This is a genomic window from Jatrophihabitans sp. (assembly GCF_035474675.1).
In the GTDB taxonomy this organism is placed as follows: Bacteria; Actinomycetota; Actinomycetes; order Mycobacteriales; family Jatrophihabitantaceae; genus Jatrophihabitans_A.
In genome coordinates, this window is record NZ_DATINC010000132.1 from 1 (window position 1) to 17,239 (window position 17,239).

The window sequence follows — 17,239 nt, forward strand, 5'->3', positions numbered from 1 at the left end:
CTTGACCCGCAGGATGCGGCGTACGGCGTCGTCGAGGCGGGCCATGGTGATCCGGCCCTGCTGCAGCAGCTTGGCCCCGTAGTCGCGGATCAACGTGCTGGTCATCTCGGAGTCGAGGCCGGCGTTGAGAGCCTTGGCCGCCGCGTCCGGCCCATCCGCCGCGAAGCCGTGCCCGCAGTCGCCGGACGCGGGATTGACCGGCGGGCACGCCCGCATCTCGGCGACCGCCGCCCAGTCACCCTCGATGAAGCCGTCGAAGTCCCACCGCTTCTTGAGGATGTCGGTCATCGTGGAGCGGTCGCCGCAGCCGGGCACGCCGTTGATCGAGTTGAACGAGCACATGAAGGTGCCGGCGCCGGCGTCCAGCGCCGCCTTGAAGGGCGGCAGGTAGAGGTTCCACAGCCGCTGGATGGACAGGTCGGTGGTGTTGTAGTCGCGGCCGCCTTCCGGCTGGCCGTAGGCGACGAAGTGCTTGGGGCTAGCGATCTCCTTGTCGGGCCGGCTGTAGTCGTTGCCCTGGTAGCCCTTGACGCGGGCGGCCGCCAGCACCGAGCCGAGGTAGGGGTCCTCGCCGGAACCCTCCACGATCCGGCCCCACCGCGGCTCGTGTGAGACGTCCACCATCGGGCCGTACGCCTGCTTGAGCCCGACGGCGGCCGATTCCCGGGCGCCGATGGTGGCGTCGTCCCTCGCCGCCTGGGGGTCGAAGCTGCTGGCCGTCGCCAGCGGAACCGGGAAGACCGTCCGGAAGCCGTGGATCGTGTCGAACGCGAACAGCAGCGGGATGTGCAACCGCGACTGCTCGACCGCGATGTGCTGGAGGCGGTTGATCGTGACCGGATCGGTCACGCTCAGCACCGAGCCGAGGCCGTTGCGCACCTCGGAGTCGGTGACCATGAAGTCGGGAAGCAGCTGGATCTGCTCCAGCTTCTCCTGCAGGGTCATCTTGGCCACCAGGGCGTTCACCCGCGCCTCGATCCGCCGGCCGGGCTCGCTCGTCGCGTCACTGGCGAGACCGCCCACCAGCAGGCTGGCGAGGAAGGCGGGCACAGCGACCGCCACGAGCCGGCGGGACGCGAACCGGTGCCTGCGCAAACCTGTCATCGGGGACCTCCTCCAGGCCGACCAGCATCCGCAAACCGCTGCGATGCCTAGAGGTCCCTTCGCTGGAAGCGTCCTCGACGCAGCAGGTACGGGAGCTACTTCCTGAGAACGACCTTAGAAGCCATGCCGTGAACGGGTGGTCAAGATTTCCCGTTTCATGATCACTCGGTCGGGTTCGGGCGACAGGCTGGTAATGCCGCTGCTAGTGCCCCCATTGCCTGAGCTGTGCTTCGATGGCGACGATGTGGTCGCGGTACCACTTCATCAGCGCGTCGTACTTGGCGCCCGGATCGCTCATCGGGTCGTCGGGGATCGGCAGCCTTTGCATCTTGTGCTCGAATTCGGTGATCTGGTTGGCAAGGCCCCTTCCGATGGTCTGCTCGGTTACCTGCTTCAGCTCCTTGAGGGAGCAGAACACCTGGTAGGTGTAGACGTACTCATAGATTGTCTCGTTGGAGAAGAAACTCTCGGAGTTGTAGGCCTGCTCGCTGACACCCACGAACATCTGCATCCCCAGGTCGAGATACTTGCTGGTGATGCCGCTGCTGAATGTGCCGCTGGCGGTGGTGCCGAAGTCGTAGATGACGTTGCCGAGCACGTCGAAGACCTTGCCGGCGATGAGGAGCTCGACGGCCGCCGGCTGCTCGACGGCGGAGCCCAACACCTCCTTGACCTCCTTCTGTGCAGCCCCTTCGACAGTGGTTCCAGCAGGCGCCCCGGTACCGGCGAAGACAGCGCCGGCAACCGCCTGGAGGCCGTTCAGGAGCTGGCCGAAGAAGAACGAGGGCTCGTGGACGAAGTCGAGGTTGCGGCCGCTGACGAGAATCCTGGCGTCTGGCGTACCGGCCTTCCACCGGGCGATCTGGTCCCCGAGGCTCTGGTCCATGGCGTCGGCCCGGGCATTCAGCTCGTCCCGCATGCCCTTGAGGTAGTTCGCGAATTCCCTGTCCCTGGCTTCCAGGTCCTGAATGGATGGGGACTTTCCCATTACGGTCCTCCACTCTGCTGCCTCGTCGCGCGCCGGAAATCGGCGACTGGAACGGCTGGGCCGGTTACATCTTCGTCGGATACCGCGAGCGGTCGTCACCAAAACCGTGAACGGGTGGGCAAGATTCTCCGGCACGGCACGATGGCCCGGCGGGACCTCCGCATGGCAGCAGATCCGGATACGGCCTACCGGCCGGGGCAGTTCTCAGGAGCCCGGTTTGGCGCGTTAGCGAGCGGACCTCCGCCTGAGATGGCTAGCATCGCGCCCGCAGGCGGTAGCGCCTCGGGAGGGGGTGTCGTGACGACAAGCGTTATCGGGCGCCGGGAGATCCCTCGGTCGGTAGGCCGAGCATCGGTGATCATGGGGCTCTACGCGACCGTGAGCGTGCTGTGGGTTCTCCTCGCCCTGCTGTTCAGCTGGGAGCTGGCTGCGTTGGTCGAACCCGAGGCTGTCCTGCTCTGCACCCTGACCTACTACGTGCGCCGCGGGCGTCAGTGGGCACGAGTGGTCACCTGGGTGTTCTTCGGGTTGTCGGCTGCCATGTATGCGGTGGCGTTGGTGGAGCTGCTCTTCACGCCTTCGGTCATTCCCACGGCGACGGCACTCCTGTTCTTCGTCCTGAGCTGCGCCGTCTGCCTGTGGCTGGCTACCCCTGACAGCAACGAGTTCTTCGCGGCGCGAGGACGCATCACGCGGAGCTATGACTCCGCTCCGGTGGGCCGAGACTCGATAGTGACGCGGCAGCAGCCGTTCTTCACACCTCCCCCGGCCCCTGGGTGGTACCCCGCCCCGGACCTGCCGAACGACCAGCTGTACTGGGACGGCGTGGGATGGACGGCGCGGCGACGGTGGACCGCGGCGGGCTATCGGGACGTCGGCAACGCCGACCCCGCGCTGCAGGCGGCAGCCCGGCAGTCCACGGCGACCACGGTGGTCGCGCCCGACGCACGGTCGCACTACCGCACGGCGGTCTTCCTGGTCGCCCTCGCCGTAGTCCCCCCGGTGATCGCCATCGTCACCATGAGGATCACCGGGCACTTCTACTACGGGCCGCTGCACCTGTCCTAGCTGGTGACGGCGTGGCGCTCACCCGACGGTCCGCTCCCGGCGGGATCGGCGGCGTTCAGCGGGTGAGCAGCGGCAGCACGTCGGCGGCCGCGTCGTCCCCGTAGGACTCGGCGAGCCGGTCGGCGAACTCGTGCGGCTTGACCACGTACTCCTGGGTGCCCACGGTCTCCAGCACCAGGGTGGCCAGCAGGCTGCCGACCTGTGCCGACCGCTCCCAGGACAGCCCCCAAGTCCGCCCGGCGAGGAACCCGGCCCGGAAGCCGTCGCCCACCCCGGTCGGGTCGACCTTGGCGCGCTCCTTGGCGACCGGCACGTGCACCTTGTCCAGGCCGGCACCCACGATGTCGACGCCGTTCTTGCCGTGCGTGGTGACCTGCACCTGCACCTGGGCCAGCACGTCGGCGTCGCTCCAGCCGGTCTTGGACTCCAGCAGGCTCTTCTCGTAGTCGTTGGTGAACAGCAGCTCCGCCCCCTCGACCAGGGTGCACAGCTCGTCGCCGCTCATCCGGGCGATCTGCTGGGAGGGGTCGGCGGCGAACCGGTAGCCGCACTCGCGGGCCTCCACCGAGTGCCGCACCATCGCGGCCGGGTCGTCGGCGCTGATCACCACCAGCTCGGCCGAGGTGCGCTCGACGGCCGGCCGCAGCTCGATGTTGCGGGCGTCGCTCATGGCGCCGGCGTAGAACGAGGCGATCTGGCACATGTCCTCGTCGGTGGTGCACACGAACCGGGCGGTGTGGTGCTCGGCGGAGACGTACACCGAGTCGCAGTCCACCCCGTTGCGCTCCAGCCAGGCCCGGTAGTCGGCGAAGTCCTCGCCCACCGCGCCCACCAGCACCGGCCGCTCGCCGAGCTGGCCCATCCCGTAGGCGATGTTGGCGGCCACCCCGCCCCGCCGGACCACCAGGTCGTCGACCAGGAAGCTCAGCGACACCTGGTGCAGCTGATCGGCCAGCAACTGCTCGGCGAACCGGCCCGGGAAGTGCATCAGGTGATCGGTCGCGATGGATCCGGAAAGCAGGACGGGCATGTGTGGTCAGCCACCTTCAGACAAGGGAACGGGCGTCCTCGGCACCTGCTGGTACAGCGAGTGCGTAGGACGCCCGTCCGGAAGTTGGGGTTGTGGACTAGCCGCAGAAGGAGTTGCCGCAGGCGCAGCCGCCCCCGGCGTTCGGGTTGTCGATCTCGAAGCCCTGCTTCTCGATCGTGTCGGTGTAGCTGATGGTGGCGCCGGTGAGCAGCGGCACGCTGGCCCGGTCGACCACCAGCGGAACGCTGCCGGCACCCTCGATCGGCTGGTCCACCAGCACGTCGCCGTCCAGCGAGCGCTCGTCGAAGAACAGCTGGTACTGCATGCCGGCGCAGCCGCCCGGCTGCACGGCGATGCGCAGCCGCAGGTCGTCGCGGCCCTCGGCGTCGAGCAGCTCGCGGACCTTCAGGGCCGCGGCCTCGGACAGCGCCACGGGTGCGGTGACGGTGGGCTCGGCCGGGGTGATCGAGATCTCGGTGGTGGTCATCTAGTCCCCAAACAGTCGCTGTGAGCAGAACGGGCTCAGCAGTGGTCTCAGCACGATCCTGCCAGGCCAGCCGCTGGAAGGGCCAACTGCTGATCGCCGGGCAGCTATTCCCATAATACGGCGCTTCGGGCCGTTCGGTGCCACCACCCGGTGCCGGCGGTGGTGTGGCGGGCCACTCGGCCCCGCGCTAGCCGTCCCGCCGGGACTCGCCGGCCGGTGGCTGGCCGGGTGCCCGCCGGCCCTCGGTCCACAGCGAGTTGGGCTCGGGTTCCGGGTCGTCCCGGTATTCCTCGTCCTGCAGCTGGCCGGTCTTGCCGGCGTAGCCCGGATGCCCTCCGCCGGAGTAGTGGCCGGCCGGCAGCTGGGTGGTGGCCGCGTCGTCGGCCGGCAGCCGGGTGGTGGCTGTGTGCCCGGCAGGCAGCTGGGTGGTGGCCGCGTCGCCGGCCGGTACCGGCTCGCCCTGCAGCCGGCGGCGGGAGTCCTCGATCTCGGACTCCCGGAAGCTGGGCTCGGCGTCGTCGCGGGCCCGCTGGCGTTCCCGGGCCCGGATGAAGAGGTTGTCCAGCGCGAGCGGCCCCGGCCCGCCGAGCAGGAACACCGACAGCGCCGCCGCCAGCGCCAGCTCGACGGAGGTGAACCAGCCGCTGGAGCCGGTGTACTCCTTCACGCCGTTCCAGTTGATGCTCAGCACGATCAGGGTGGTCAGCGCCATGCCGCCCAGGGCCGCCAGCCGGGTCAGCAGGCCGACCAGCAGGCCCAGCCCGATGGCGATCTCGGCGTAGGCGGTGAGGTGCCCGAACAGCGAGGCGTGGTCGCTCAGCGGGCCCAGCGCTCCCCCGATCGGGGTGTCGCCGTTGCGGGCCGCGTCCACCGCGGACTTGAAGCCGTTGCGCGAGTTCGGGTCGAAGAAACCGGGATAGCTGAACTTGGCATAGCCGGCGAAACAGAACAGGGCAGCCAGGAACAGCCGCAGCGGCAGCACCGGCCAGCCGTTGGCGCGCCACCGGCTGTGGCCGATCCACGGATCGGGCCGAACCGCCTCGAACCGGCCGACGGGCTCGTCGTCGTCTGACCGCCTTCGCACTCTGCGCATCTCGTCCTGCCTTCGAGTCGGCGGCCAGGACGGCCAGCGGCAGGCCTGCCGCCACCCCGTGCCCAGCCGGACCAGCTACCGCCGCCTGTGCTGCTCCTCATGCCGACGGATCGGCGCTGAACAGGCAGACTGTCAGCTGTGACCAGCATTGATGTGTATAAGGATGCATACGCAGCGCCCGGCGCGGGAGGTTCAACACGCAACCTGATCGCCGAAGCCGGTTCTTCGGCGCGTGCCCTGCTGCTGCTCGGCCGGGGCAGCGACCCGGATTCCGAGCGCGGCGTGGACTGCCCGGGCGAGCTGCCGCCGGCCTCGGACCCGACCCTGGTCGAGCGCGCCCGGGCGGCCAAGGCGGCCCTGGGCGAGCGGGTGTTCCTCCTCGGCCACCACTACCAGCGCGACGAGGTCATCCAGTTCGCCGACGTCACCGGCGACTCCTTCAAGCTCGCCCGGGACGCGGCAGCCCGGCCGCAGGCCGACTACATCGTCTTCTGCGGCGTGCACTTCATGGCCGAGTCGGCCGACATCCTCACCGCGCCGAACCAGCGGGTGGTGCTGCCGGACCTGGCCGCCGGCTGCTCGATGGCCGACATGGCGCGGGACTTCCAGGTTGCCGACTGCTGGGACGTCCTGACCGACGCCGGCATCGCCTCCCAGACCGTGCCGGTCACCTACATGAACTCCTCGGCCGCCATCAAGGCCTTCACCGGCGAGCGCGGCGGGCTGGTGTGCACCTCGTCCAACGCCGAGCGGGCGCTGCGCTGGGCCTTCGAGCAGGCCGGGGCAGCCGGCGGCGGTGCGGGCAAGGTGCTGTTCCTGCCCGACCAGCACCTCGGCCGCAACACCGCGGTGCGCCAGCTGGGCCTGAGCCTGGACGACTGCGTGGTCTACAACCCGCTCAAGCCCAACGGCGGGCTGACCGTCGAGGAGCTGCGCCGGGCCCGGATGATCCTGTGGCGCGGGCACTGCTCGGTGCACGGCCGGTTCACCGCGCAGCAGGTGGCGGCGGTGCGCGAGCGGGTGCCGGGCGTACAGGTGCTGGTGCACCCCGAGTGCAGCTACGAGGTGGTCAGCGCCGCCGACCTGGTCGGCTCCACCGAGTTCATCATCCGCACCATCGAGGCGGCGCCGGCGGGCTCGGCCTGGGCGGTCGGCACCGAGCTGAACCTGGTACGCCGGCTGGCCGACGCGCACCCGGACAAGACCATCACCTTCCTGGAGTCCACCGTCTGCTACTGCGCCACCATGAACCGGATCGACCTGCCGCACCTGGTGCACTCGCTGGAGTCGCTGGTGCGCGGCGAGGTGGTCAACCAGATCACCGTTCCGGAGCCGGTGGCCCGCAACGCCCGGCTGGCGCTGGACCGGATGCTGGCGCTGCCCGAGCTGGTACCGGCCGGTTCTGTCGGCTCTAGCTCTGGCTCTGCCGGCTCTGGTTCTGCCGGCTCTGGCTCTGCCGGCTCGACTGGTCAGGAGGCCGGACGATGAGCCCGTTCCGGCGCAAGGCGGCGCCCGCCGAGACGGTGGCCGAGACGCCCACCCCGGTCGAAGAGACCGGCCCGGCGTCGGCCCGCGCCCCGAAGGGCCGCCCGACCCCCAAGCGACGGACCAACTCCACGCCCCCGCCGCCGGCGCCCCGGACCCGCAAGGAGGCGGTGGCCTGGCAGAAGCAGCAGGGCGCCAAGGCCAAGGTCGCCGGGCAGAAGAAGATGACCACCGAGCAGTACCGGGAGGCGTTGAAGGCCGGCGACCCGCGGGTGATGCCCCGCCGCGACCAGGGGCCGGTGCGGGCCCTGGCCCGCGACTACGTGGACTCGCGCCGGATGGCCTCGAACTACCTGCTGCTGCTGTTCCCGCTGATGCTGGTCGGCTACGCGGTCCGGCCGCTGCAGGTGGTGACGCTGGCACTGTTCGGGCTGCTGCTGGTGGAGTGGATCTTCACCGGTTCCCGGATCCGCCGGCTGGCCCGTGAGCGCGGACTGGAGACCCGGGAGGGAGCGGTCGCGCTCGGCTTCTACGCCGGCAGCCGGGCCTACTTCCGGCGCGCCTGGCGGCGGCCGCTGCCCCGGGTGGAGCTCGGCGACGAGATCTGAGCGCCGCGGCCGGCTGGTTGGCGACGCGGGAGCCGAAGTCCCCGGCTGCCGCAATCCGTATCCGTTCTGTGCGGCAGGGCGTGCACAACGGATACGGAATCGGCGCCGGGTCGTCCGGCTCCCGCTTGCTCTGACCGGCTCTAGCCGGGCCGGCGGGCCGGCGCGTTCTCGGCGGTCTTGGCCGGGTCGCGCACCACCACGTCGCCGAGCGCCTCGTCGATCTGCTTGAGCACGTCGGGCTGGATCCGGACGCCGGAGGCCTTGACGTTCTCGGCCACCTGCTCCGGACGCGAGGCGCCCACCAGGGCGGCCGAGACGTTGTCGTTCTGCAGCACCCAGGCCACCGCCAGCTGGGCCATGCTCAGGCCCAGGTCGTCGGCGATCGGCTTGAGCGCCTGCACCCGGGTCAGTACGTCGTCGTCCATGAACCGGGAGATCATGTTCGCGCCGCCCTTGGTGTCGGTGGCGCGGGAGCCCTCCGGCGGCTGCTGACCGGGAAGGTACTTGCCGCTCAGCACGCCCTGCGCGATCGGCGACCAGACGATCTGGCCGACGCCGAGCTCACGGCAGGCCGGGACCACCTCGCCCTCGATGACCCGCCACAGCATCGAGTACTGCGGCTGGCTGGAGATCAGGCCGATGCCCAGCTCGCGGGCCAGCGCGTGGCCGGCCCGGATCTGGTCGGCGGTCCACTCGCTGACCCCGATGTAGAGCGCCTTGCCGGCCCGGACCACGTCGGCGAAGGCCTGCATGGTCTCTTCCAGCGGGGTCTCGGTGTCGAAGCGGTGCGCCTGGTACAGGTCGACGTAGTCGGTCTGCAGCCGGCTCAGCGAACCGTCGATGGACTCCATAATGTGCTTGCGGGACAGGCCGGAGTCGTTCGGGCCGCCCGGGCCGGTCGGCCAGTACACCTTGGTGAAGATCTCCAGGGACTGGCGCCGCTCCCCCTTGAGCGCCTCCCCCAGGACCGTCTCGGCCTTGGTGTTGGCGTAGACGTCGGCGGTGTCGAAGGTGGTGATCCCGTTGTCCAGGGCCGCCCGGACGCACTGGGCGGCGACGTCGTTCTCCACCTGCGAGCCGTGCGTCAGCCAGTTGCCGTAGGTGATGGCCGAGATCTTGAGTCCGCTGTTGCCGAGGTATCGATATTCCATGCTTTCGACACTAGGCCGTGGCCGGCGGCGCCCGCCGCCACCCCTCACCCCGGCCCGGCCGGACTGCCCGGGTGGGGACCACCGCGACGGGGACGCCCACTTCGCGGCGGTGCTCGGCGCGAAACCCGGGCGAGAAGATGAGCCGAGGATGTATCAGGAGTGCCGGGACGGCGTCTAGAGATCCAACGGGTTCAGGGGGCCCGGGGGTACAGCTTGTCGAAGGAGTCGTCCATGTCCGCGGTAGACAATCTCAATTCCAACCAGCTCAAGTACGCGAAGGGCATCATCGCGGCCTGCAAGGCCCGCTCGCTGCCTGAGGACCAGGGGCAGCGGGTCGCCGACATTGCCTTGGAAACCGCGCTCACCGAGTCCGGGCTGCGCATGTACGCCAACGCGCACAATCCGGAATCGCTCCGGCTGCCCCATGACGCCGTCGGCCGTGACCACGGCTCGGTCGGCCTCTTCCAGCAGCAGGTGGGCGGCGCCGTGAACTCCACCGCCAACTGGGGCACCACCGCCGAACTGATGGATGCCGAGATAAGCACCAGGAAGTTCCTCGACGCGCTGCTCCGGCTGAACTGGATCCCCATGACCAACTGGGGGGCCGCCCAGGCCGTGCAGCGCTCGGCGTTTCGCGACGGCTCGAACTACCGCAAGCATGACGCGGCCGCGATCGAGATCCGCAAGGCGTTGTGGAACGGCTCCTCCTCCGCGACACCGGCAAGACCGGCGGCGCACTTCGTCACCCCGGCTGCCGCCAGGCAGGTTCACACCGTGGCGCCCGGCGACACCCTGTTCTCCATCGCGCGGGCCTGGGGTGTCTCGCTCCAGGCGCTGGAGGCGGCGAACCCGAATGCGGGGCATCCGCCCGGTAACTTCGACAACATCCGCCCGGGTGATCGGATCGTCCACCCGTAGCCGCTGACGGGAGCAGCCGCTGGCAGGAGCAGCCGCTGGCAGGAGCAGCCTCTGGCGGGGGCGGCGACTCGGTCACCCGGTCACCGCCTTCTCGGCCACCCTGACGATGCGCTGCGCCCACTTCACCGCCTGCCGGGCATTGGCCTCGCTGACGTACAGGACGCCGTAGTGAGCGTTGTCCTTCAGGTCGAGCAACCGGCCCAGATCCTTGCTCATCTCGGCACCGCCCGAAGCGATGCCGGACAGCAGTTTCAGCGCCTCCCGGTGATCCTGCCCACGGGGCCGCTGCCCGAGGACGGCACAGCAAGCAGCGTCGGATGCGGCAACCCCGGCCAACACCGCGAGCGACGCGGCGACGTTGAGACTCGCGTTGTCGTCGACGTCGAGCACGAGCTCGGCGGTGTCGGCGAAAGCGCGAGCATGCGACAGCCGAGTGCGCGCCTCCGGCCTGCCGCATACCTCGGCGCGTCCGCTGCGCCCGCTCACCGTCCGCTCCGCGCGTGCGGGCCATGCCCCAGCTCACGCAGCAGATTGCGCAGATCGTCTCCCGCCAGGGTGAGGGCATCCCGGCGCCACTCGTCCACGATCGGGTGCCCATCGGTGATGTGCCGGGTCAGCTCATCGACGTCGAGTTCGTACACCTGGGCGTGGTTGCCGGTCCACGCGGCAACGTCTGACTTCAGCTGGGCGATCTGCTCCGCCCATACCGGGTCGTCGGGATGGGTGTGGTTCTGCCGGACGAGGAGCAGATCGATGTCGGAGTCAACAGTCCCATCGTGGCGAGCGGCCGAGCCGAACAGCGCCACGGAGCGTGCCTGGAGCGACCACTCCTCGAGACCTCGGCGCAGCCGGGACAAGAACAGGTCCTGGAGTCCGGCGAGCGCGGTGATTGCCGGCCAGGCGACATGCTCGCGGTTGACCGCGTACAGCCAGGCGCTGCCGGCTTGGGACGCCCGCACGGTGCCCTGTGCGACCAGCCGGGTGAGCGCCTTGCGAACCCCGGCTTCCGAACCGACGCCGGCGAGCTGGTGCACCTGGCGTCCGGTGACCGGGCCGGTGAGACGCGCCAGGGCGGTGAGCACCGCCCCGTCCAGGGTGGGCACGACCGCCTCGGACGGCATGGACACATTCATGCGACCTCCTCCATCAGCCTACTATAGTAGGGACATACCTACTTTAGTAGTGACATGGCTAGTCGCGGTGGCCTCACTCCGACAGCGGCATCGGGCCGTAGACCTTCTCACCGTCGTGCAGCAGGGTCACCCCGGCCACGCCCGCCTCGGCCAGCGTCCGCCAGGCCTCCCCGAGCCAGCTCTCGGCATCGGACTGGCTGGTGAACTCGCCGGGATGCTCGGCGTCGGGGCTGTCGGGTTCGAACGTCCAGGTCCAGGCCATCGCGCCACCTCGTCAGTTGGTCGGTTCGGTGATCACTGCCAGCGTCCGGTGCGGAACGGCTGGGTGGTGCGCGCTCACGCTAGCGTCCCGGCTGAGCCGCGTCGCGGCGGCTGGCCTAGGCTGCCCTCCGGCGGCTGTCCGGCAGGTTTCCGGGCCACTGGAACGAAGGGTGTCGAGGATTTGGCGCGACAGCGCACCCTGGTACTCGGCGGCGTGCGGTCGGGCAAGTCCAGCTGGGCCGAACGGCAGCTGGCCGGCCACGACCGGGTGGACTACCTGGCCACCGCGGCTGAGCGCGACGACGCCGACTGGGCGCGCCGGATCGCCGAGCACCGGCGACGCCGCCCCGCGCACTGGCGGACCGTGCAGACCCTGGAGCTGGCCGGTGCGCTGGCCGCGCCCGGTGCGCCGCTGCTCATCGAGGACCTGGGCAACTGGCTGGCCCGCACCATCGACCGGACCGGCGGTTGGGACGGCGACCTGTCGGCGTTCCGGACCCAGGCTGACCAGCTGGTGGACGCCTGGCAGCACAGCCGGGCCCGGGTGGTGCTGGTGAGCAACGAGGTGGGCAGCGGCGTGCACCCCGAGACCCGGGCCGGCCGGATCTTCGCCGACGAGCTGGGCCGGCTCAACACCGCGCTGGCCTCGCACGCCGACGAAGTGGTGCTGGTGGTGGCCGGCCTGCCACTGTGGCTGCGCGGACCGGTGACCGGCCAGCCGGAGCCGGAGCCACGACAGTCAGGAGAGCGGCAGTGACGGCAATGACCACACCGGAGCCGATGCCCGCCGTCCTGCAGGCCGCGCGGTTCGGCATCGACTACCCCGACATGGACGCCGAGCACGCCGCCCGGCTGCGCCAGGACCAGCTGACCAAGCCGTCCGGGGCGCTCGGCATGCTCGAGGAGCTGTCCGTCTGGGCCGCCGGTGTGCAGGGCCAGTGCCCGCCGCACGCCTTCGAGCACACCCGGGTGGTGGTCTTCGCCGGCGACCACGGCATCACCGCCGCCGGGGTCTCGGCCTACCCGGCCGAGGTGACCGCGCAGATGGTGGCCAACATCGCCGCCGGCGGCGCGGCGGTCAACGTGCTGGCCGACGCGGCCGGCGTCGGCGTCCGGGTGCTGGACCTGTCGGTGGCCGGCGACACCGATCCCGCCGTGTCCGGGTACAAGGTGCGCCGCTCCAGCGGCCGGATCGACCAGGAGGACGCGCTCAGCCGGGACGAGACGGAGCAGGCGCTGGCGGCCGGCGCCGCGGTCGCCGACGCCGAGATCGACAGCGGCGCGCAGTTGCTGATCGCCGGTGACATGGGCATCGGCAACACCACCCCGGCCTCGGTGCTGATCTCGGTGCTCACCAACACCGAGCCGATCAAGGTGGTGGGCCGCGGCACCGGCATCGACGACGCCGGCTGGACCCGCAAGTGCGCCGCCATCCGCGACGCCCGCCGCCGAGCGTGGCCGCACCGGGACGACCCGGCCCGGCTGCTGGCGACCGCCGGCGGCGCGGACCTGGCGGCCATGACCGGCTTCCTGCTGCAGGCGGCACTGCGCCGCACCCCGGTGCTGCTGGACGGCCTGGTGGTCAGCGCCGCCGCCCTGGTCGCGCAGCTGGCCACCCCGCGGATCGTGCAATGGCTGCGCGCGGCGCACCTGTCGGCCGAACCCGCCCACGAGCTGGCCCTGCAGCGGCTGGAGCTGGTCCCGATCCTGCGGCTGGGCATGCGGCTCGGCGAGGGCACCGGCGCCCTGGTGGCGCTGCCGGTGCTTCGGGCGGCAACCCTGAGCCTGGCCCGGATGGCCACCTTCGACGAGGCCGCGGTGACCACCCGGGAACCCGGCACCCAGGCGTGACCGAGCGGGCCGGACGCTGGCCGGCCGGCGCGCGGCTGGCCATGACCACCCTGACCGTGCTGCCGCTGCGGGCCGGCCGGGTGGACCGGCATAGCGCGGCGGTGGCGATGGCCGGCGCGCCGCTGGTGGGACTGGCACTCGGCGCGGTGCTGGCGGTCGCGGCCCGGGTGCTGACCGCGGCGGGACTCGCCCCGGTGCCGGTCGCGGCGGTGCTGGTGGCGCTGCTGGCGCTGCTGACCCGCGGCCTGCACCTGGACGGGCTCGCCGACACCTTCGACGGTCTGGGCTCCTACGCCCCGCCCGAGCGGGCGCTGGCGATCCTGAAGTCCCCGGAAGCCGGCCCGCTGGGGGTGAGCGCGATCGCCGTCACGCTGCTGGTGGACGCCGCCGCGCTGTCGGCGCTGGTGGCCCGGCACGGCTGGCTGCTGATCGCGGTCGCCGTCGCGGTCGGCCGGTTCGGGATCTCGCTGTGCTGCGCGCGTCCGGTGCCGGCCGCCCGGCCGGACGGGCTGGGCGCGCTGGTGGCCGGCACGGTGCCGGTGCCGGTCTGCGGGGCGTGGGCGCTGGTGCTGGCGGTGCTTGCCGGGCTCGGCGGCCAGCTGTCCCCCGGCTCCGGCTGGACGGACTGGCTCCGGGGGGTGCTGGCGGTGCTGCTGGCCGGTGCCGCCGCCGGGCTGCTGGCCCGGCAGTGCGTGCGCCGGTTCGGCGGGGTGACCGGCGACGTGCTGGGAGCGGCCTGCGAGCTGGCCACCGCGGTGGCGCTGCTGGTGCTCTGCGCCGGCTGAGGTTGGGCTGACCGCCGAGCCGGACCGGCTGACCCGACCGGTACCGGGTCAGCGGACGTGCGACGGCACGAACGGCAGCGGCACCACCTTGGCGGCCAGCCGGCGGCCGCGTACCTCGATCGCCACCTCGCTGGACTCGGCCACCTCGGCGGCGGCGTCGATCAGGGCCAGCGCGATGCCCTGCTTCAGGGTCGGCGAGAAGGTGCCCGAGGTGGTCTGGCCGATCACCTCGCCGCCGGCGTCCAGCACGTTCATGTGCCCGCGCGGCACTCCCCGGTCGGTGACCAGCAGCCCGCGCAGCCGCCGGGCCGGGCCGGCCGCCCGTTCGGCCAGCAGCGCGTCCCGGCCCCAGAACGCCGGCTTCTTCCAGCCCACCGCCCAGGACGAGCCGGCCTGCACCGGGCTGATCTCGCGGGTCAGGTCCTGCCCGTGCAGCGGGTAGCCCATCTCGGTGCGCAGCGTGTCGCGGGCGCCGAGGCCCGCCGGCATCCCGCCCAGGCCCCGGGCGGTCTCGACCAGGGCGTCCCACAGCGCCCCCGCGTCGGTCCAGGACGGGATCAGCTCGTAGCCGCGCTCGCCGGTGTAGCCGGTGCGGCAGACCCGGACCCGCCGGCCGTCGAAGTCGGCGTCGACGAAGCTGACGTAGTCCAGGTCGGCGGGCAGGTCCAGCGTCTGCAGCACCTCCGGCGACTTCGGGCCCTGCACCGCGAGCACCGCGAAGTCCTGGTGCTGGTCGGTGACCGTGACACCGTCCGGCGCGGCCGCGGTGATCAGCCCGATCACCTGCTCGGCGTTGGCCGCGTTCGGCATCAGGAACACCTCGTCGTCGCCGACCAAGTAGCTGAAGACGTCGTCGATCACGCCGCCGTCCTCGGCGCAGCACAGCGTGTACTGCGCCTGGCCCGGCCCGATCTTGCCCAGGTCGGCGGTCAGGCAGGAGTTGACGAACTCCCGGGCGCCCGGCCCGGCGACGGTGGCCTTGCCCAGGTGCGAGACGTCGAAGACACCGACCGCGGTGCGGACGGCGGTGTGCTCGGCGATCACGCCGCCGCCGGACGCGCCGTACTCGATGGGCATCTCCCAGCCACCGAAGTCGGCGAGCTTGGCTCCCAGGTCGACGTGGCGGTCGTGCAGCGGTGAACGGCGCAGCTCGGTCATGGGCGCAACCGTACCGAGCCGGCCGACCCCGCCGTACCGGACCGAACAACCTGACCGTGCCGGACCGAACGACCGGGCCGTGCCAGACCCGGGCAACCCGCCACCGGACAGGCGGCCCGAGCGCCGGAACACCCGTCACCTACAGTGGCCGCATGGCATCGGTTTCCTTGATCGACGGCGCGTCGCCGATGACCGCCGACGCGATTGTGGTGGCGACGGTCTCGACCGGTACGGGCGTGGCGCTGGCCGACGGCGCGGCCGGTGTCGACGCCGCCCTGGACGGCGCGCTGCTGCCGGCCCTGCGGGCCGTCGATGCCACCGGACGGGCCGACGAGGTGGTCAAGATCCCGACGCTGGGCAGGAGCGCCACCCCGCTGGTGGTGGCTGCCGGCCTCGGCCCGGGGCAGCCGGGCACCCTCGACCCGGAAGCCGTCCGGCGTGCCGTGGGGGCCGCGCTGCGCGGGCTGAAGTCGGCCGGCCGGGTGGTGGTGGCCATCGGGGCCGGCACCGATCCGCACCTGGTGGCCGCCATCGCCGAGGGCGCCCTGCTCGGCGGGTACCGGTTCACCAAGTACAAGTCCACCGCCAAGCCGAATGCGTTGCGGCGGGTCGACATCGCGGTGTCCGAACCGGCCCAGGCCGATGCCAGGGCCGCCGTGCGCCGGGCCCGGGTCATCGCCGAGGCGGTCAACAACACCCGCGACCTGGTCAACACCCCGGCCAACGACCTGAACCCGGTGACCTTCGCCGAATATGCCCGCGAACAGGGCGAGGCGGCCGGCCTGACGGTCGAGGTGCTCGACGAGCGGGCCCTTCGGCGCGGCCGGTTCGGCGGCATCCTGGCCGTCGGCGGCGGCTCGCACACCCCGCCCCGGCTGGTCCGGCTCAGCTACGCCCCCGCCCGGGCCCGCGGCCACGCCGCGCTGGTCGGCAAGGGGATCACCTTCGACACCGGCGGCCTGGACCTCAAGAACGCCGGCATGGGCGAGATGAAGGCCGACATGGCCGGCGCCGCGGCCGTGATCGAGGCGACCCTTGCGGCGGCCCGGCTGAAGCTGCCGGTCGCGGTCACCGCGACCGTCCCGATGGCCGAGAACGCGGTGTCCGGCTCGTCCTACCGGCCCTCGGACATCATCATGCTGCGCGACGGGCGCACCGTCGAGATCGACAACACCGACGCCGAGGGCCGGCTGATCCTGGCCGACGCGATCCTGCGGGCCTGCGAGGACTCCCCGGACTTCCTCATCGACACCGCCACCCTGACCGGCGGCCAGGTGGTAGCGCTGGGCAACGGCACCTCCGGCGTGATGGGCACCGACGCCTTCCGCGACCGGGTGGTGGCCCTCGGCTCCGCGGTCGGCGAGTCGCTGTGGCCGATGCCGCTGGAGCCCCGGCTGCGCACCCGGCTGGACTCGCCGGTGGCCGACATCGTCAACCTGCCGACGGACCGGTCGGCCTCGATGCTGATCGGCGGCACCTTCCTCAAGGACTTCGTGCCGGCCGGCCTGGACTGGGCGCACATCGACATCGCCGGCCCGGCGTTCCTGAAGTCGGCGTCGGGATACAACGGCGAGGGCGGCACCGGGGTGATCGTCCGGACCATCCTGGCGTGCCTGGCCGACCTCGCAGCCAACGCGGCGTCCAACGCGGCAGCCAACGCAGCCGGCGGTTAATCGATCTTCGGCCCGGCACGCCCCGGCCACCCAGGCCCGACTCCGGCACGCGCCGAGCAGGGCGTGCCCGGCTGCCCACGTATGAAGAGAAAGTGACAAGATGGAGCCGGCTCGGCACGTGCCGGGCCCGCTGGACTCACTGGGAACGATCGGGGGGCACTCCTCCCCGAGCTGGGAGACATTCGTGGCAGCCGATGGGGCCGACAACAACGTCGACGTCGTGATCCTGGGCGGTGGCAGCGGCGGGTACGCCGCGGCGCTGCGCGCCGCGGAACTGGGCAAGTCCGTGGTGCTGATCGAGAAGGACAAGGTGGGCGGCACCTGCCTGCACCGCGGCTGCATCCCGACCAAGGCGCTGCTGCACGCCGGCGAGATCGCCGACGCGGCCCGGGAGAGCGCGCAGTTCGGGGTCAACGCCAGCTTCGAGGGCATCGACATGGCGGGCG

General features: G+C 71.5%; 19 protein-coding genes. 9 read left to right on the forward strand and 10 right to left on the reverse strand.

The annotated features are described in order from the left end of the window. Together VLJ82_RS15140 and VLJ82_RS15145 are read right to left on the reverse strand one after the other, a co-directional pair. The coding region (locus VLJ82_RS15140; protein WP_408664196.1) for a glycoside hydrolase family 3 N-terminal domain-containing protein at positions 1–1,104 on the reverse strand (1,104 nt) is incomplete at its 3' end. Between the two features lie 202 nt (positions 1,105–1,306). After that, entirely contained in the window at positions 1,307–2,092 is a 786-nt protein-coding gene (locus VLJ82_RS15145; RefSeq protein ID WP_408664197.1) for a hypothetical protein, read from the reverse strand. A gap of 360 nt (positions 2,093–2,452) precedes the next feature. On the opposite strand from VLJ82_RS15145, the gene VLJ82_RS15150 reads away from it, so the two are divergent. Then, positions 2,453–3,160, forward strand: coding sequence for a hypothetical protein (locus tag VLJ82_RS15150; protein WP_408664198.1), 708 nt, complete (start codon positions 2,453–2,455; stop codon positions 3,158–3,160). A gap of 55 nt (positions 3,161–3,215) precedes the next feature. Here VLJ82_RS15150 and VLJ82_RS15155 read toward each other — a convergent pair whose 3' ends face one another. The 3 genes from VLJ82_RS15155 to VLJ82_RS15165 all read right to left on the reverse strand — a co-directional run bounded on the left by VLJ82_RS15155 (position 3,216) and on the right by VLJ82_RS15165 (position 5,761). Then, positions 3,216–4,190 carry a carbohydrate kinase family protein gene (locus VLJ82_RS15155; protein WP_408664199.1) on the reverse strand — a complete coding sequence of 325 codons (975 nt, stop codon included), beginning with the start codon at positions 4,188–4,190 and terminating at the stop codon, positions 3,216–3,218. A 97-nt stretch (positions 4,191–4,287) separates the two neighbouring features. Beyond that, a complete protein-coding gene (locus tag VLJ82_RS15160) occupies positions 4,288–4,662 on the reverse strand; it encodes a HesB/IscA family protein (RefSeq protein WP_408664212.1) in 375 nt (124 codons plus the stop codon). 202 nt (positions 4,663–4,864) lie between these two features. Continuing rightward, positions 4,865–5,761, reverse strand: a complete 897-nt coding sequence (locus tag VLJ82_RS15165) for a DoxX family protein (protein ID WP_408664200.1) — start codon at positions 5,759–5,761, stop codon at positions 4,865–4,867. A gap of 213 nt (positions 5,762–5,974) precedes the next feature. Here VLJ82_RS15165 and nadA point away from each other — a divergent pair, with 213 nt between their 5' ends. Further along, the gene (nadA, locus tag VLJ82_RS15170; RefSeq protein ID WP_408664213.1) at positions 5,975–7,258 is read left to right on the forward strand and encodes a quinolinate synthase NadA; all 1,284 of its coding nucleotides are present in this window, start codon (positions 5,975–5,977) and stop codon (positions 7,256–7,258) included. Then, positions 7,255–7,863, forward strand: a complete 609-nt coding sequence (locus tag VLJ82_RS15175) for a DUF3043 domain-containing protein (protein ID WP_408664201.1) — start codon at positions 7,255–7,257, stop codon at positions 7,861–7,863. The genes nadA and VLJ82_RS15175 overlap by 4 nt, the downstream gene beginning before the upstream one ends. A 140-nt stretch (positions 7,864–8,003) precedes the next feature. Here the strand turns inward: VLJ82_RS15175 and VLJ82_RS15180 are convergent, their stop codons facing one another. Beyond that, positions 8,004–9,014 carry an aldo/keto reductase family protein gene (locus VLJ82_RS15180; RefSeq protein ID WP_408664202.1) on the reverse strand — a complete coding sequence of 337 codons (1,011 nt, stop codon included), beginning with the start codon at positions 9,012–9,014 and terminating at the stop codon, positions 8,004–8,006. A 231-nt stretch (positions 9,015–9,245) separates the two neighbouring features. On the opposite strand from VLJ82_RS15180, the gene VLJ82_RS15185 reads away from it, so the two are divergent. After that, complete coding sequence (locus VLJ82_RS15185) at positions 9,246–9,932, forward strand: LysM peptidoglycan-binding domain-containing protein (protein ID WP_408664203.1); 687 nt, start codon at positions 9,246–9,248, stop codon at positions 9,930–9,932. A gap of 72 nt (positions 9,933–10,004) precedes the next feature. On the opposite strand, the gene VLJ82_RS15190 is transcribed toward VLJ82_RS15185, so the two are convergent. From VLJ82_RS15190 to VLJ82_RS15200, 3 genes are all read right to left on the reverse strand, one after another. Beyond that, a complete protein-coding gene (locus VLJ82_RS15190) occupies positions 10,005–10,418 on the reverse strand; it encodes a hypothetical protein (RefSeq protein ID WP_408664204.1) in 414 nt (137 codons plus the stop codon). Then, positions 10,415–11,053, reverse strand: coding sequence for a nucleotidyltransferase domain-containing protein (locus VLJ82_RS15195; protein WP_408664214.1), 639 nt, complete (start codon positions 11,051–11,053; stop codon positions 10,415–10,417). The genes VLJ82_RS15190 and VLJ82_RS15195 overlap by 4 nt, the downstream gene beginning before the upstream one ends. Positions 11,054–11,138: 85 nt before the next feature. After that, on the reverse strand, positions 11,139–11,327 hold the full coding sequence (locus tag VLJ82_RS15200; protein WP_408664205.1) for a hypothetical protein: 189 nt from the start codon (positions 11,325–11,327) through the stop codon (positions 11,139–11,141). Between the two features lie 180 nt (positions 11,328–11,507). On the opposite strand from VLJ82_RS15200, the gene VLJ82_RS15205 reads away from it, so the two are divergent. The 3 genes from VLJ82_RS15205 to VLJ82_RS15215 are packed head-to-tail and all read left to right on the forward strand — an operon-like array spanning position 11,508 to position 13,962. Next, positions 11,508–12,083 carry a bifunctional adenosylcobinamide kinase/adenosylcobinamide-phosphate guanylyltransferase gene (locus tag VLJ82_RS15205; RefSeq protein ID WP_408664206.1) on the forward strand — a complete coding sequence of 192 codons (576 nt, stop codon included), beginning with the start codon at positions 11,508–11,510 and terminating at the stop codon, positions 12,081–12,083. Positions 12,084–12,088: 5 nt separating this feature from the next. Continuing rightward, positions 12,089–13,177, forward strand: coding sequence for a nicotinate-nucleotide--dimethylbenzimidazole phosphoribosyltransferase (gene cobT / locus VLJ82_RS15210; RefSeq protein ID WP_408664207.1), 1,089 nt, complete (start codon positions 12,089–12,091; stop codon positions 13,175–13,177). After that, positions 13,174–13,962 (forward strand): adenosylcobinamide-GDP ribazoletransferase, encoded by a 789-nt coding sequence (locus VLJ82_RS15215; RefSeq protein WP_408664208.1) that lies wholly within the window; start codon positions 13,174–13,176, stop codon positions 13,960–13,962. Before cobT ends, VLJ82_RS15215 begins: the two co-directional genes overlap by 4 nt. Before the next feature lie 48 nt (positions 13,963–14,010). Here VLJ82_RS15215 and gcvT read toward each other — a convergent pair whose 3' ends face one another. After that, the gene (gene gcvT, locus VLJ82_RS15220) at positions 14,011–15,120 is read right to left on the reverse strand and encodes a glycine cleavage system aminomethyltransferase GcvT (RefSeq protein WP_408664209.1); all 1,110 of its coding nucleotides are present in this window, start codon (positions 15,118–15,120) and stop codon (positions 14,011–14,013) included. Positions 15,121–15,272: 152 nt separating this feature from the next. Between gcvT and VLJ82_RS15225 the strand changes: the two genes are divergently transcribed. Both VLJ82_RS15225 and VLJ82_RS15230 read left to right on the forward strand, forming a co-directional pair. Then, complete coding sequence (locus VLJ82_RS15225; RefSeq protein ID WP_408664210.1) at positions 15,273–16,793, forward strand: leucyl aminopeptidase; 1,521 nt, start codon at positions 15,273–15,275, stop codon at positions 16,791–16,793. 184 nt (positions 16,794–16,977) lie between these two features. After that, on the forward strand, positions 16,978–17,239 hold a 262-nt coding region (locus tag VLJ82_RS15230; protein WP_408664211.1), incomplete at its 3' end, for an FAD-dependent oxidoreductase.